Source organism: Lysobacter yangpyeongensis (assembly GCF_042655745.1).
Lineage (GTDB): Bacteria > Pseudomonadota > Gammaproteobacteria > Xanthomonadales > Xanthomonadaceae > Agrilutibacter > Agrilutibacter yangpyeongensis.
The window spans coordinates 49,419-64,245 of the sequence record NZ_JBHSNM010000004.1; the positions used below are offsets into that span (position 1 = coordinate 49,419).

Here is a 14,827-nt window from a genome sequence, read left to right on the forward strand (position 1 = left end):
CAGTCGAATGCCAACCGCGCGCAAGCGACGCACGTTGCGTGCGCCGCCTGCGGTCGCGCGCGGCTCACACGTCGAGGTTGGCGACCTTCAACGCGTTCTCTTCGATGAAGTCGCGGCGCGGTTCGACCACGTCGCCCATCAGCGTGGAGAAGATCTGGTCGGCGGCCACCGCGTCCTCGATGCGCACCTGCAACAGCCGGCGCGTTTCCGGATTGACCGTGGTGTCCCACAGCTGCTCGGGATTCATTTCGCCCAGGCCCTTGAAGCGCTGGATCTGCCGGCCCTTCTTGGCCTCGTCCATCAGCCAGGCCTGCGCTTCGGCGAAGCTCTGCACCGGTTGTTCGCGATTGCCGCGCAGGATCTTCGCGCCGTCGCGGATCAGTCCGTGCAGCATCGCCGCCGCTTCGCGCACGGCGCGCAGTTCCCCGCTCTCGAACGCCGCCATCGGCAGCACCTGGGTGTGTTCGACGCCCATGTGCGTGCGATGCACGAGCAGCGCCGCCTGACGCGCGTCCGTGGCCGGATGCACTTCGAGGCGGTAGCGCGGCTTGCCCAGCCCGGTGCGGTTGAGGCGCGACTGCAGCGCGTCGAGTTCCGCGCGTTCGTCGGTGTTGCTGGCGAGCGTGGCGGCATCGAGCGGGGTGAAGTCGATCAGCGACTCGAGCACGATCGGATCGTAGCGATGCGCGTTGCGGGCGATCGCCTCGCGCGCGCCGGCGTAGGCGAGCAGCAGCTTTTCCAGGCCTTCGCCGGTGATGGCCGGTTCGCCATCGGCGGGAATCAGCGACGCGCCTTCGACCGCGTTGCCGGCGAGATACGCATCCAGCGCGGCATCGTCCTTCAGGTACAGCTCGGTCTTGCCCTGCTTGACCTTGTACAGCGGCGGCAGGCCGATGTAGATGTGGCCGCGTTCGAGCAGTTCCGGCATCTGCCGGTAGAAGAACGTCAGCAGCAGCGTGCGGATGTGCGAGCCGTCGACGTCGGCGTCGGTCATCAGGATGATGCGGTGGTAGCGCAGCTTGTCCGGGTTGTATTCGTCCTTGCCGATGCCGGTGCCCAGCGCGGTGATCAGCGTGCCGACTTCCGCGGAGGAGAGCATGCGGTCGAAGCGCGCGCGTTCGACGTTGAGGATCTTGCCCTTGAGCGGAAGGATCGCCTGGGTCTTGCGGTTGCGGCCCTGCTTGGCCGAGCCGCCCGCCGAGTCGCCCTCGACGATGAACAGTTCCGACAGCGCCGGATCCTTCTCCTGGCAGTCGGCGAGCTTGCCGGGCAGGCCGGCGATGTCCAGCGCGCCCTTGCGGCGGGTCAGATCGCGGGCCTTGCGCGCGGCCTCGCGGGCGCGGGCGGCGTCGACGATCTTGCCGGCGATGGCGCGGGCCTCGTTGGGGTGTTCCTGCAGGAACTCCTCCAAACGTGCACCGAACGTGCTTTCAACTACAGGCTTCACGTCGGAACTGACCAGCTTTTCCTTGGTCTGCGACGAGAATGAGGGGTCCGGGACCTTCACCGACAGCACCGCGATCAGGCCTTCGCGCATGTCGTCGCCGGTGAAGGCGATCTTGGCCTGCTTGGCGATGCCGTTCTGCTCGATGTAGTTGGACAGGGTGCGGGTGAGGGCGGCGCGGAAGCCGGCGAGGTGGGTGCCGCCGTCCTTCTGCGGGATGTTGTTGGTGAAGCAGAACATCGTTTCCTGGTAGGCGTCGGTCCACTGCAGGGCGACGTCCACGGTGATGCCGTTCTGCTCGCCGCTGACCGCGATGACGTTCGGGTGCAGCGGGGTCTTGAGCTGGGCCAGGTGCTCGACGAAGGAGCGGATGCCGCCTTCGTACTGGAACACGTCCTTCTTGCCTTCACCGCGTTCGTCGATAAGGGTGATCTTCACGCCCGAATTCAGGAACGACAGTTCGCGCAGGCGCTTGGCCAGGATGTCGTAATGGAATTCGACGTCGGTGAAGATCTCCGCCGACGGCTTGAAGCGCAGCTGGGTGCCGCGCTTGCCGGAATCTTCCAGGCGCTTGAGCGGATAGACGGGCTCGCCCAGCGCGTATTCCTGGCGGTGGTGGCCGCCGTCGCGCCAGACATCGAGCCACAGGTGTTCGGACAGCGCGTTCACCACCGACACGCCGACACCGTGCAGGCCGCCGGACACCTTGTAGCTGTTGTCGTCGAACTTGCCGCCCGCGTGCAGCACGGTGAGGATCACTTCGGCCGCGGAGACGCCTTCTTCCTTGTGGATGTCGACCGGCATGCCGCGGCCGTTGTCCAGCACCGAGACCGAACCGTCTTCGTGGATCGTGACCACGATGTCGTCGGCGTGGCCGGCGAGGGCCTCGTCCACCGAGTTGTCGACGACCTCGAACACCATGTGGTGCAGGCCGGTGCCGTCGTGCACGTCGCCGATGTACATGCCCGGACGCTTGCGCACGGCTTCCAGACCACGCAGGACGGTGATCTTGCTGGAGTCGTAGGTCTGGGAGGGTTCGACCGGGGTCGCGTCTTGCGCGGGATCGTTCTGGATCGTCATGAGGTGAAACAGGCTCCGCCAGTGCACCGCACGGGCCAGCCGGGGGCGCACCGAGATTCTTTAGCTATATGTGCACGAAGTATAACGGGTCGGTGAAGGTCCGCGGCTGGCGCGGGGTGGACACGGCGCCGCTTGTTGGCGGCGAGCCAGCTCAGGGATCTGCGGCGGCGATTTGTCCGTGTTCCACGTGGAACACGCTCACCGGCGCCTGCAGGGCGGCGAGGCCCGGCGGGCATTCGGTGCCGGTGATCAGCACCTGCGCCCGGCAGCCGGTCAGTCGCTCCAGCACCCGCTGCTGGTGCCGGCGGTCGAGTTCCGAGGCCAGATCGTCCAGGGCCACGACCGGCCATTCCCCGCGCTGGGCCGCGTAATGCTCCGCCTGGGCGAGCAGGGCGGCCAGGGCCGTAAGCTTGGCCTGGCCGCGGGACAGGGCCTCGCGACCGGGCAGGCCGGCGAAGGACAGCGCCCAGTCGGCCCGGTGCGGCCCGACGGAGGTATGGCCACTGGCCAGGTCCCGGTCGCGATTGAGGAGCAGGGCATCGGCCAGCGACATCTCCTCGCGACGCCATCCCGGCACGTAATGCAGGGCGCCGGCGCCGACCGCGGGCGCCAGATCGTGCAGCAGCGCGGCGTAATGCGGCAGCAGGGCATCCAGGTACGCCTGTCGGAAGCGGGTGAGGGGTTCACCGGCGTCGGCCAGTTCGGCGTCCCAGGCATCCAGCAGTGCGCCGCCGGCTCGCGACTTGAGCAGCGCGTTGCGCTGGCGCAGGGCGCGCGAATAGCGCCGCCACAGGGGCAGGAAGTCTGGTTCCACGTGGAACAAGCCCCAATCGAGGTAACGGCGGCGTGGCTCGCCACCGCCGCTGACCAGCACATGGCTGCCGGGGTCGAAACTGACGACCGCCAGGGCCGCACACAGATCGCCCAAATGGGCCACGGCGCCGCCGTCGAGGCGCCCACTCCAGTCCTGCCCGCTATGGCGCAGACCGGCCTTGCGCGGCCGGCCGGCATAGCCGGGCACCGCCTCGCCGATAGCGGACACGGCAGGGGCGGCGATCGCGGGCCGTTCCATCCACTCCACGAAGACTTCCAGCGCGGCGCTCCCCGCGCGCACCAGGCCGTCGCGTACCCGGCCACGGAAACTGCGTCCGTACGCCATCAGGTGCAGCGCCTCGAGGACGCTGGTCTTGCCGGCGCCGTTTTCGCCCGTGATCAGGTTCAGTCCGGGGGTGGGACGCAGGCTGACGTCCTCGAAGCGGCGCAGGTTGCGGAGATCCAGGCGGGTGACGTGCATGCAGGGACTGTATCGCGGCGGGAAGGGCGGCCGGAGCGGCTGCGAGGAAACCCAAAAAGAAACGCCCGGCAAGCCGGGCGTTCCACGTGAAACATTGTCGCTGGATCAGAGCCGCAGGGGCATGACCACGTGCCGGCAACGTTCGTTGGAGGCTTCGCGGACCAGGGCGGAGGAGTTGGCATCGCGCAGGGCCACGACCACCGTCTCGTCGCGCAGGGCGGTCAGCGCGTCGAGCAGGTAGTTCACGTTGAAGCCGACCGCGAGGTCGGACACGCGGGTGTCGGCTTCGACTTCTTCCTGTGCCTCTTCCTGCTCCGGGTTGTGCGCGCTGATCTTGAGCTGGCCCGGGGAAACCTCGATGCGGACGCCGCGGTACTTCTCGTTCGACAGGATTGCGGCGCGCTGCAGCGACGCGCGCAGGACCTCGCGGTCGATGCGCACCTCCTTGTCGGCACCGATCGGGATGACGGCCTCGTAGTCCGGGAAACGCCCGTCGATCAGCTTGCTGGTGAAGGTGACGTCGTCGCGCTTCACGCGCAGGTGGCTGCGGCCCATCTCCAGTTCCAGCTCGCGCTCGCCGCCTTCCAGCAGGCGCTGCAGTTCGGTCACGCCCTTGCGCGGCACGATGATCTGGCGCTTGGTGCTGGCGCCGGCGTCTAGCGCCGCTTCGCACAGCGCCAGGCGGTGGCCGTCGGTGGCCACGCAGCGCAGGCTGCTTTCGCGCAGGTCGAAGAGCAGGCCGTTGAGGTAGTACCGCACGTCCTGCTGGGCCATGGCGAACGCGGTGCGTTCGATCAGTTCCTTCAGGCCGGCCTCGGGCACGCGCACGCGTTCGGTCGCTTCGACTTCATCGATCGAGGGGAAGTCGTTCGCCGGCAGCGACGAGAGGGTGAAGCGGGAGCGTCCGGCCTGCACCGTGATCTTCTCGGCGGACTGCGACACGGTGACCTTGGAACCGTCGGGCAGGGCACGGACGATCTCGAACAGCTTGCGGGCCGGGATCGTGGTCTCGCCATCCTGGGCATCGTCGACGCCGATGCGCGAGACCATCTCGACTTCCAGATCGGTACCGGTCAGCGACAGCTGCCCGCCCTTGACCTGGACCAGCAGGTTGGCGAGGACCGGCAGGGTCTGCCGACGCTCGACGACATTGACGACCTGCGCCAATGGCTTAAGGAACACTTCGCGCTGCAGGCTGAAACGCATTCGATGCCGCTCCCCGATACCAAAACAAAGGTGGTGAATAAATCAAAAGCATGGTGATGATGGAGCCGCGAAAAACTGCGGAAACATCACTTAACTTATTGATTTACATTAGAAAAAACGGAAACAAAAGGCTTGTGAAAACCCGCCGGCAGGCGGAGCACAAGCTGTGGACAACTTTCGGTGCGCGGCGCGGCCCGCGAGTTGTCCACAACTTGCGCGCAGCTCGTCGGCAGGCCGCTGTGGGAAACCGCCGCTATCCAGCGCTTGTCCACAGCCACCCACGTTCCGGAAAGCTCCGCCGACCGTGGCCCGCAGGGCGTTGCCCACAGCCGCGGTCGCGCAGATGCGAACGATACCGCGCTACGGGCACGCCGCGCAGCGGGTCAGTGGAAAATATTGCGGCCACGGGGCAGCCGGGCCACAAGCGCTGCCGCTTGGCGGCGCGCGTGCGGCCCTTACTCGCTGAGCTTGCGGATCAGCTTGTCCCAGTCTTCGCGCAGCTTGCCGTCGGTCTCGAGCAGGCCGCGGATCTGCCGGCAGGCGTGCAGGACGGTGGTGTGGTCGCGGCCGGCGAAGGCATCGCCGATTTCCGGCAGCGAGTGCTCGGTCAGTTCCTTGGCCAGCGCCATCGCGACCTGGCGCGGCCGCGCCAGTGAGCGCGTGCGACGCTTGCCGAGCAGGTCCTTGATCTGCAGCCCGTAGTAGTCCGCGACGACCTTCTGGATGTTGGGAATGCCGATCGCCTGCTGCTGCGCGCGCAGCAGGTCGCGCAGCGTTTCCTGCGCGAATTCGGTGGTGATCGTGCGGCCGGTGAAGTTGGCACGCGCGGCGAGCGTGTTGAGCGCGCCTTCGAGGTCGCGCACGTTGCTGCGCATTTTCTTCGCCAGCAGGAACGCGACGTCCTCGGGAATATGCGCGCCGCGCTCGCGCGCCTTGCTCAGCACGATCTGCGCGCGCGTCTCGAAATCCGGCGGATCGATCGCCACCGACAGGCCCCAGCCCAGGCGCGACTTCAGCCGCGGCTCCAGGCCGTCGACTTCGCGCGGGAAGCGGTCGCAGGTGAGGATGATCTGCTGCTTGCCGTCGATCAGCGCGTTGAAGGTGTGGAAGAACTCTTCCTGCGTGCGGTCCTTGCCGGCGAAGAACTGGATGTCGTCGATCAGCAGCGCGTCGACCTGCTGGAACTGGCGCTTGAACGCCGCCATGCCGTTGGTCTTGTCCTGCAGCGCCTTCATCAGCGAGGCGAGGAACTGCTCGCTGCGCAGGTACAGCACGCGCATGTTCGGGTTGGCCGCGCGCATCGCGTTGCCGGCGGCGAACATCAGGTGGGTCTTGCCCAGGCCGGTGCCGCCGTAGAGCAGCAGCGGGTTGTGGGCGCGGTCGCCCGGGCGCGCGGCGGCCTGCAGCGCGGCGGCGCGGCCGAGCTGGTTGCTGCGGCCTTCGACGAAGTTGTCGAAGGTGTAGTGGGCGTCGAGATTGCCTTCGAACGGTTCGCTGCGAACGGGTTCGGCGCCACCGCGCACCGGGATCGGTTCGGCCGCGGCGGCCGGCGCGGCGGCGCGGGGCAGGGCGCCGATCTCCAGCTGCACCTCGGCGCTGCCGGCGAAGTGGCTGAGCAGTTCGCGGATGCGCGCCAGATAGCGCTCGCGCACGTGCTCGACCACGAAGGCGTTGGGCGCATACAGGACGGTGACGTCGTCGCGGCGGGTCGCCTGCAGCGGCTTGAGCCAGGTGTGGACGTCCTCCACCGGGTATTCGGCTTCGAGACGTTCGAGACAACGGGGCCAGGCTTCCATCGGGCGGGACTTACTCGTTCTGCGACGTCCGCGGCCGGAGTCGCGGCGAAAAAGGGGCTCATCGCGATGCGGCGATCGCGCCGGGCAAGGAGTGGGAGGCGGCCAGCCTATCACCGCACCGGGGCGCGGAACAGGACTTGTCCACAGGCTTCCCACCGGTTCCACCTGGTCCCGGGCGCCCGTCCCATACCGGAGTGTGGCGGATGTCCACACCCGCGGGTCGGTGCCGGCCGCGGCGGCATCGTGACCCGCGGCGGACCGGCGGCTTGCTTCGTGCCGTGGCGGCCGCTAGAATCCGCGGTCTTTTCCGTCGTTTACGCCGAGCCGACCATGGCCACCAAGCGCACCTACCAGCCCAGCAACCTCAAGCGCAAGCGCGACCACGGCTTCCGTGCCCGCATGGCGACCGCCGATGGCCGCAAGGTCCTCGCCCGCCGCCGCGCCAAGGGCCGCAAGCGTCTTTGCGCCTAAGCGCATTGCGCTGCGCCTGCTCCGAGTAGGCACGTCCCAGGCCGCCCTCGCCATGCGGGCGGCCGCATGACTCCGATGACTTCCCGCTTCCCGCGCAGCGCGCGGGTACGCGCGCGTTCGGATTTCGACCGCATCTTCGAACACGGCCGCCGCCAGGCCACGCCGCGGCTCGCCGTGCATTGGCATGCGACCGCGACGCCGGCGCGACTGGGCCTGGCCGTATCGCGCAAGGTCGATCCGCGTGCCGTCGGCCGCAACCGCATCAAGCGCGCGCTGCGCGAAATCTTCCGGCACTGGCGGACGCAACTGGCCGACGGCGATTACGTCGTGGTCGTGCGCCCGTCGGCGCGCGAGGCCACGCGCGAACAGCTCGAGCGCCACTTCCTCGACGTATTGCGCCGCCTCGGTGCCCTGGCCGCGTTGCCGGGGTCGATGGTGCCCGGCACAATGCCGCCCGCGCCGGACGCGTCCGCCACCGGTTCGTCCTCCAGCGGAGCCGGGCTTGCGTCGATCGGGCCCGACCCCACCTCCCCCTGACTGCGCCGATCCTCCGCATCGGCCGAGCCTGCCTGCCTCCCATGAACCAGACCCGCCTTTTCCTGATCTTCGCCTGGCTGATGGTGGCGACCCTGCTGTGGATGGAGTGGGGCAAGGAGAAGGCGGCGCCGGAAGCACCCACCGCGACCCAGACCGTGCCGGTCATGCCGACCACGGCTCCGGGCACCGTGCCGAATGCGCCGTCCACGGCGCTCGCCACGCCCGTCGCGCCCGCGGCCACGCCGGCCGCCGGCGCGAGCGCACCGACGGTCACCGTCACCACCGACGTGTTGCGCGTGACGCTGGACGGCGGCGAGCTGCATCAGGCCGACCTGCTGCGCTACCCGAGCCTGGCCGCGGCCGACAGCGCGCCGGTGCGCCTGCTCGCCGACGACACGTCCCATTTCTTCGTCGCGCAGAGCGGCTGGGTCAGCAACAACGGCGCCGCGCCCAGCCACGAGGCCGGTTTCCAGCCGGAATCGGGTGCGCGCGAATTCAATCTCGGCGCCGGCGCGCGCGAGCTGGTCGTGCCCTTCGTGTGGCAGGGCCCCGACGGCGTCACGATCCGCCGCCGCTATGTGTTCGAACGCGGCAGCTATGTCGTGCAGGTGCGCGATGAAGTCGTCAACGCCGGCACCGCGCCGTGGCAGGGCTTCGTGTACCGCCAGCTCACCCGCGTGCCGCGCGCGCTGACCCGCAAGGGCCCGATGAGTGCGGAGAGCTACAGCTTCCAAGGCGCCGCGTGGTTCGACGGCGAATACAACAAGCGCAAGTACGACAAGTTCGTGTCCGACGGATCGCCGGACAAGCCGGTGAAGGGCGGCTGGATCGGCATGCTCCAGCACCACTTCTTCGCCGCGTGGATTCCGCAGGCGAGCGACACCAGCACGGTCACGCTCGCCGCGCCGCAGAACGGCAGCACGACGCAGTACCTGATCCGCGAAATGGGCCCCGGCGTCAATGTGGCCCCCGGCGCGAAGGCGGAAACCTCCGCGCGCCTGTGGGTCGGCCCCAAGCTGGTGAAGCAGATCGACGCGCAACAGGTGAAGGGACTCGACCGCGCGGTCGACTTCTCCTCCTACGGCTGGGCTGCGACGCTCGCCGGCTGGCTGTTCTGGGTGCTGGACAAGCTGCACGGCCTGCTCGGCAACTGGGGTTGGTCGATCGTCGGCCTGGTGGTGCTGATCAAGGCGTTGATGTATCCGCTGTCGGCCGCGCAGTACAAGTCGATGGCGAAGATGCGCAAGTTCCAGCCGCGCATCAAGCAGCTGCAGGAGCGCTACGGCGACGACAAGCAGAAGCTGCAGATGGCGATGATGGAGCTGTACAAGAAGGAGAAGATCAATCCGGTCGGCGGCTGCCTGCCGATCCTGCTGCAGATGCCGGTGTTCCTGTGCCTGTACTGGATGCTGTCGGAATCGGTCGAACTGCGCCACGCGCCGTGGATCGGCTGGATCACCGACCTGACCGCGCGCGATCCGTTCTTCATCCTGCCGGCGATCAACCTCGGCGTGATGTTCCTGACGCAGCGCATGACGCCGCCGGCGCCTGGCATGGATCCGATGCAGCAGAAGATGATGCAGTTCATGCCGCTGGTGTTCGGCGTGCTGTTCGCCTTCATGCCGGCCGGCCTGGTGCTGTACTGGATCACCAACGGCAGCCTGGGCCTGCTGCAGCAGTGGTGGATGACCAAGCGCTACGCGGAAGAGGCGGCGCCGGCGAAGGCGTGATCCTTCCGGCTCCCTGATTTGCAGACGATCCCGGCGCGAGCCGGGATTCGTTTTCATGGATTGATGCCAAAGAACCACTCGCTTCGGTGGGACGCGCAGCCTGCCGCCAGCGGGGTGGCTGCGCCCTCCTGACGGCATCCATGCCTTCAAGTCGGGACGCGGATCATCCTGATCCGCTCTCCGCCACCCCGCTGCCGACAGGCTGCGCTCCCGGCGGGTGTGACGATTCCTGCTCCGGCAGTTGCTCCTCCTCCGGGCACCCGGAGGTCCGCAGAAGCGGGCCGTCCGCTTCATCCGGGAAGCCGGCATCGGATGACGCCGCAGACTCACTGACGCACCATTGCCCAATGACACCCACGACCGACACCATCGCCGCCATCGCCACTGCGCCGGGAGCCGGTGGCGTCGGCATCGTGCGGCTGTCCGGTGCGCGCGCACGCGCGATCGCCGAAGCGATCTGCGGTGTCGCGCTGACGCCGCGCCATGCGCACTACGCGCGCTTCGCCGCGGCGAACGGCGACACCATCGACGACGGCATCGCGCTCTGGTTCAGGGCACCGGCCAGTTACACCGGCGAGGACGTGGTCGAACTGCAGGCGCACGGCAGTCCGGTCGTGCTCGCGGAACTGGTGCAGCGCTGCATCGAACTGGGCGCGCGGCGCGCGCGACCCGGCGAGTTCAGCGAGCGTGCCTTCCTCAACGGCAAGCTCGACCTGGCGCAGGCCGAAGCCGTCGCCGACCTGATCGCCGCGGCCGACGCCCAGGCGGCGCGTGCCGCGCGCCGCGCGCTGGAAGGCGAATTCTCGCGCCGCGTCGAAGCCATCGCCGCCGACGTGCTGGCGATCCGCGTGCACGTGGAAGCGGCGATCGATTTCGCCGACGAACCGATCGACACCCTCGGCGGCGCACAACTGCGCGCACGTTTCGATGCGGCGGCACATTCCCTCGACGAACTGCTGCGCGCCGCCGAACGCGGCCGCCGCCTGCGCGATGGCCTGCACGCGGTGATCGTGGGCCCGCCCAACGCGGGCAAGAGCTCGCTGCTCAATGCGCTGGCCGGCAGCGAACGCGCGATCGTCACCGACATCGCCGGTACCACGCGCGATCTGTTGCACGAAGTCGTGCGCATCGACGGCGTCGAACTCACCCTCGTCGACACCGCCGGCCTGCGCGAAGGTGGCGATGCGATCGAACGCGAAGGCATGCGCCGCGCGCGCGACGAACTGGCCCGCGCCGATCTCGCCCTCGTCGTGCTCGACGCGCGCGATGCCGAGGCCGGCCGCCGCGCCGTCGCCGATGCGATCGCCGCCGTGCCGCAGCGGTTGTGGATCCACAACAAGAGCGACTTGCTGCCGGCATGCGCGACACCGCCGGACGCCGATCACCTGCCGGTGTCCGCGCGCACCGGCGCCGGCCTCGACGCCCTGCACGCGCGCCTGCGGACGCTGGCCCAGGGCGAAGGCGCGGGCGGCGAGGGTGCGTTCACCGCGCGGGCCCGCCACGTCGATGCGCTGCAGCGGGCGCGCGGCGAGCTCGCCCTGGCCCGCGCCCAGCTCGACGCCGACGCCCTGGAGCTCGCCGCCGAATCGCTGCGCCAGGCGCACGAGGCCCTCGGCGAGATCACCGGCCACGTCCGCGCGGATGACCTTTTAGGTCACATTTTTTCCAGTTTTTGCATCGGAAAGTGAAGCGGGGTCGCAGATCGCGCCCCGTCGCGGGATTCACCCGGATTCACGGGCGTTTCGCGCTTGACAAAGGGCAGGGCGCGGGTGTCATTTGCACGGTGCGCACTTGATCGCCGCACCTCCAGGGGACTTAACACCATGATTTCCAACCATTCCGAGGCCCGCTCCGTGCGCCGGCCCGCCACCCTCCAGTTCATCGCCGTGCTGACCCTCGGCCTGGTGCTCGCCGCGTGCGGCAAGGAGCAGCCGGCCGAGCAGGCCGCCGCGCCGGCGACGACCGCCGCACCGGCGCCGACGCCCGCCACGGCCGTGTCCTCGCAGGTCGCGGCGATGACGGCCGACCAGCTGCGCGAAGCCGCGAGCAAGGCCTACGCCGAGAACCGCCTGTACGCGCCGGCCGGCGACAACGCGGTCGAGTACTACCTCGCCCTGCGCGACAAGACCCAGGGCGATGCCACCGTCTCCAGCGCGCTGACCGACCTGCTGCCGATGACCGTCATCGCCATCGAGCAGAGCGTCAACCGCGACGACTTCAGCGAAGCCAAGCGCCTGGCCGCGCTGCTCGAAAAGGCCGACGCGCAGCACCCGGCGCTCGCCCGCCTCAAGGCCAGCATCGCCGCGCAGGAAGCCACCGCCGCGCAGCGCGCGCAGGCGCTGACCGCGGAAGAGGAAGCGCGGCGCCAGAAGCAGCTGGAAGAACAGCGCCTGGCCGACCAGAAGAAGCAGCAGGAAGAGGCCGCCAAGAAGCTCGCCGCGCAGCAGGCCGCCGTCGACAAGGCCGCGGCGGACAAGGCTGCCGCGGACAAGGCCGCCGCAGACAAGGCGGCCGCCGATCGCGCTGCCGCGGAGAAGGCCGCCGCCGACCGCCGCGCCGCCGAACAGCGCACCGCCGCTGCCGCCGCGCCGAGCGCGTCGGACCTGCGCCCGATCTCGATGCCGGCACCGAAGTTCCCGCCCGAAGCGCTGCGCGCCGGCCAGTCCGGTTCGGTGCTGGTCGAGTACACCGTCGGCACCGATGGCACCGTCACCGCCGCGCGCGTCGTGCGTTCCAACCCGGCCCGCGTGTTCGACCGCGAAGCCGTCAACGCGGTGCGCAAGTGGCGCTTCCAGCCGATCGCCGCACCGGTGACCACGCGCCGCGAAATCAGCTTCAACCCGCAGGGGTGAGGCAGGCCGCTTGCGCGGCACTGCCGCGCGGCCTGCCGAACGCCCGGCCATGGATGGCCGGGCCGGAGTTTCCGAAGCGATTGCCGTTGCGCCATGGAGGGCCGCGATGGAACTACACGAAGCCCGGCATTGCCGGGCTTTTTCTTTGCGCCGCTTTCCGGGGACCGGAAGCAGGCAGCGGCAACAGCAAAATGGATCCCAGCTTTCGCTGGGATGACGAGCAAGAGGCGAAATGCCGAAAGCCGAGACAAAAGCAAAGCGCAAAAGGCAAAAGGCAAAAGACAAAAGACAAAAGACAAAAGACAAAAGACATCGAGCGAAAAACTGCGATCAGAAAAAAGCCCCGCGAACGCGGGGCTTTTCTGCAGCGGGTACGCAACCACTCACCCCGAAATCGCCAACCGCTCCTGGTGATAGCGCCGCACCGCGGCGAACCACAGCACTGCGGCCAGGCCGATGCCGGCGGCGAGGTAGATGCCCCAGACCTGCATCGGAATCGCTTCGGCGCGGATCACCTTCAGCAGCATCTGGTTCTGCGCGAGGAACGGCACCGCGTACTGCCATGGCTGTTCCTTGAGCGGATTCACCATCAGCATGATCGACGGCACCATCGGCAGCAGCATCAGCCACATCATGTGGCTCTGCGCTTCCTTCATGCTCTTGGCGGCGGCCGACAGGTAGGTCAGCAGCGAGGTGCCGATGAACAGCATCGGCAGCAGCACCAGCAGCATCTTGCCCATCGCCAGGAAGGTCACGTCGATGACCTGGCCGGCGTTGCTGCCGAACTGCGCGCTGAGCTTGAACGCGAGCAGGGTCAGCAGCAGCGAGGCGATGCCCATCGCGCAGGCCGCGGCGATCTTGCCGCTGACGATCGAGCTGCGCGCCGAGGGCGTGGCCAGCAGCGGTTCGAGCGACTGCCGTTCGCGCTCGCCCGCGGTGGCATCCATGATCAGGTACGCGCCGCCGAGGAACGAAGTCAGGATCAGCAGGTACGGCAGCAGCGCCGCGGCGAGTGCGCCGCGCTTGGCCTCCGCCGAGGCGAGGTCGCGGTTGCCGATGCTCAGCGGCCGGGTGATGCCCGGATCGATCCCGCGCGCGAGCAGGCGCAACGTACCGACCTGGTCGCGATAGCCCTCGAGCGCGGAACGCAGGCGCGCCATCGGGATGTCCGCCGCCTTGCGCGTGCTGTCGGCGACGATCTCGATCTTCGCGGCGTTGCCCTGGCGCCAGTGCTTGCCGTAATCGGCCTCGATGCTCAGCGCGACGTCGACGTCCTGACGCGCGATCGCGGCATCCAGGTCGGTCGGTGGCGCGATCGCCTTGATGCCGCGCGTGGCGAGGAAGGCGATCAGGTTCGGCGCGCGCTCGGCGCCGACCACGGGCACTTCCAGCACCTTGTCCAGTTCGGTGCGCGCGCGGTTCTCGGCCATCTTGCCGATGCCCAGCATCAGCACCGGATAAAGCAGAGGACCGAGCAGCAGCGCGAGCATCAGCGTGCGGCGATCGCGCGAGATATCGCGCAGCTCCTTGCGCATCACCGCGAACAACGTCGGCATGAAGCCGGTCCTGGCAGCAGCGAACGTACTCATGCGTGCAGGCCCTCCTCCGAGCCGATGGCCTTGACGAAGGCGTCTTCAAGATTGGATTCGCCGGTCTGCGCGCGCAGTTCGTCGGCGGTGCCGGAGGCCACGACCTGGCCCTTGGCGATGATCACGATGCGGTCACACAGCGCGGCGACCTCCTGCATGATGTGGCTGGAGAAGATCACGCAGCGCCCCTCCGCGCGCAGCTGCTGCAGGAAGCCGCGCATCGCGCGCGTGGTCATCACGTCCAGGCCGTTGGTGGGTTCGTCGAGGATCACGTTCTTCGGGTCGTGCACCAGCGCGCGCGCGATCGCGGTCTTGGTGCGCTGGCCCTGCGAGAAGCCTTCGGTCTGGCGATCGAGGATGTCGCCCATGTCCAGCGCCTTCGAAAGCACCTCGGTGCGGCGGGCGATGTCCGCGGCCGCCAGGCCGTGCAGCTCGCCGAAGTAGGCGATGTTCTCGCGCGCGGTCAGGCGCTTGTACACGCCGCGCGCGTCGGGCAGCACGCCGAGCGCGCGGCGCACCGCTTCGGGTTCGCGCGCCGCGTCGAGGCCGTCGATGGTGATGCTGCCGCGCTCGGGCTTCATCAGCGTGTAGAGCATGCGCAGCGTGGTGGTCTTGCCGGCGCCGTTGGGGCCGAGCAGGCCGGTGATTTCGCCGTCGCGGGCGGTGAAGCTGACGCCGTCGACGGCCTTCACCACACCGGTGCGCGTCTTGAAACTCTTGTGCAGATCGGTTGCGTTGATCATGGGAGATCCGGGATTCGTTGTTGGGGATTCGGGATGGCAAGGGCGGAAGCGTTTCGAGGCGCCCTACCAACGGCAGCGCTTCAAT

General features: G+C 68.5%; 11 protein-coding genes. 5 read left to right on the plus strand and 6 right to left on the minus strand.

Features of this window, described 5'->3' with window-relative positions; all coding sequences use genetic code 11:
• Positions 1-64: 64 nt before the first annotated feature.
• From gyrB to dnaA, 4 genes are all read right to left on the minus strand, one after another.
• Complete coding sequence (gyrB, locus tag ACFPN1_RS12245; RefSeq protein ID WP_386755318.1) at positions 65-2,524, minus strand: DNA topoisomerase (ATP-hydrolyzing) subunit B; 2,460 nt, start codon at positions 2,522-2,524, stop codon at positions 65-67.
• A gap of 151 nt (positions 2,525-2,675) precedes the next feature.
• The gene (gene recF, locus ACFPN1_RS12250) at positions 2,676-3,818 is read right to left on the minus strand and encodes a DNA replication/repair protein RecF (protein WP_386755319.1); all 1,143 of its coding nucleotides are present in this window, start codon (positions 3,816-3,818) and stop codon (positions 2,676-2,678) included.
• 105 nt (positions 3,819-3,923) lie between these two features.
• Positions 3,924-5,024 (minus strand): DNA polymerase III subunit beta, encoded by a 1,101-nt coding sequence (gene dnaN, locus ACFPN1_RS12255; protein ID WP_386755320.1) that lies wholly within the window; start codon positions 5,022-5,024, stop codon positions 3,924-3,926.
• A 455-nt stretch (positions 5,025-5,479) separates the two neighbouring features.
• Positions 5,480-6,820, minus strand: a complete 1,341-nt coding sequence (dnaA, locus tag ACFPN1_RS12260; protein WP_386755322.1) for a chromosomal replication initiator protein DnaA — start codon at positions 6,818-6,820, stop codon at positions 5,480-5,482.
• Positions 6,821-7,150: 330 nt separating this feature from the next.
• Here dnaA and rpmH point away from each other — a divergent pair, with 330 nt between their 5' ends.
• From rpmH to ACFPN1_RS12285, 5 genes are all read left to right on the plus strand, one after another.
• A complete protein-coding gene (gene rpmH, locus ACFPN1_RS12265) occupies positions 7,151-7,291 on the plus strand; it encodes a 50S ribosomal protein L34 (protein WP_036139660.1) in 141 nt (46 codons plus the stop codon).
• 75 nt (positions 7,292-7,366) lie between these two features.
• Positions 7,367-7,828: a ribonuclease P protein component gene (gene rnpA / locus ACFPN1_RS12270; RefSeq protein ID WP_386755323.1), complete on the plus strand. Its 462-nt coding sequence runs from the start codon at positions 7,367-7,369 to the stop codon at positions 7,826-7,828.
• A 41-nt stretch (positions 7,829-7,869) separates the two neighbouring features.
• On the plus strand, positions 7,870-9,558 hold the full coding sequence (gene yidC, locus ACFPN1_RS12275; RefSeq protein ID WP_386755325.1) for a membrane protein insertase YidC: 1,689 nt from the start codon (positions 7,870-7,872) through the stop codon (positions 9,556-9,558).
• A gap of 347 nt (positions 9,559-9,905) precedes the next feature.
• The gene (gene mnmE, locus ACFPN1_RS12280; protein ID WP_386755326.1) at positions 9,906-11,246 is read left to right on the plus strand and encodes a tRNA uridine-5-carboxymethylaminomethyl(34) synthesis GTPase MnmE; all 1,341 of its coding nucleotides are present in this window, start codon (positions 9,906-9,908) and stop codon (positions 11,244-11,246) included.
• A gap of 135 nt (positions 11,247-11,381) precedes the next feature.
• Positions 11,382-12,410, plus strand: a complete 1,029-nt coding sequence (locus tag ACFPN1_RS12285) for an energy transducer TonB (RefSeq protein ID WP_386755327.1) — start codon at positions 11,382-11,384, stop codon at positions 12,408-12,410.
• 383 nt (positions 12,411-12,793) lie between these two features.
• Here ACFPN1_RS12285 and ACFPN1_RS12290 read toward each other — a convergent pair whose 3' ends face one another.
• Both ACFPN1_RS12290 and ACFPN1_RS12295 read right to left on the minus strand, forming a co-directional pair.
• On the minus strand, positions 12,794-13,999 hold the full coding sequence (locus ACFPN1_RS12290; protein WP_386755328.1) for an ABC transporter permease: 1,206 nt from the start codon (positions 13,997-13,999) through the stop codon (positions 12,794-12,796).
• Positions 13,996-14,742 carry an ABC transporter ATP-binding protein gene (locus ACFPN1_RS12295; protein ID WP_386755329.1) on the minus strand — a complete coding sequence of 249 codons (747 nt, stop codon included), beginning with the start codon at positions 14,740-14,742 and terminating at the stop codon, positions 13,996-13,998. Before ACFPN1_RS12295 ends, ACFPN1_RS12290 begins: the two co-directional genes overlap by 4 nt.
• Positions 14,743-14,827 lie beyond the last annotated feature (85 nt).

Bases quoted from the DNA above. Each gene is read 5' to 3' on its own strand.
- gyrB (WP_386755318.1), bottom strand. From the start codon at position 2,524: ATGACGATCCAGAACGATCCCGCGCAAGACGCGACCCCGGTCGAACCC.
- recF (WP_386755319.1), bottom strand. From the start codon at position 3,818: ATGCACGTCACCCGCCTGGATCTCCGCAACCTGCGCCGCTTCGAGGAC.
- dnaN (WP_386755320.1), bottom strand. From the start codon at position 5,024: ATGCGTTTCAGCCTGCAGCGCGAAGTGTTCCTTAAGCCATTGGCGCAG.
- dnaA (WP_386755322.1), bottom strand. From the start codon at position 6,820: ATGGAAGCCTGGCCCCGTTGTCTCGAACGTCTCGAAGCCGAATACCCG.
- rpmH (WP_036139660.1), top strand. From the start codon at position 7,151: ATGGCCACCAAGCGCACCTACCAGCCCAGCAACCTCAAGCGCAAGCGC.
- rnpA (WP_386755323.1), top strand. From the start codon at position 7,367: ATGACTTCCCGCTTCCCGCGCAGCGCGCGGGTACGCGCGCGTTCGGAT.
- yidC (WP_386755325.1), top strand. From the start codon at position 7,870: ATGAACCAGACCCGCCTTTTCCTGATCTTCGCCTGGCTGATGGTGGCG.
- mnmE (WP_386755326.1), top strand. From the start codon at position 9,906: ATGACACCCACGACCGACACCATCGCCGCCATCGCCACTGCGCCGGGA.
- ACFPN1_RS12285 (WP_386755327.1), top strand. From the start codon at position 11,382: ATGATTTCCAACCATTCCGAGGCCCGCTCCGTGCGCCGGCCCGCCACC.
- ACFPN1_RS12290 (WP_386755328.1), bottom strand. From the start codon at position 13,999: ATGAGTACGTTCGCTGCTGCCAGGACCGGCTTCATGCCGACGTTGTTC.
- ACFPN1_RS12295 (WP_386755329.1), bottom strand. From the start codon at position 14,742: ATGATCAACGCAACCGATCTGCACAAGAGTTTCAAGACGCGCACCGGT.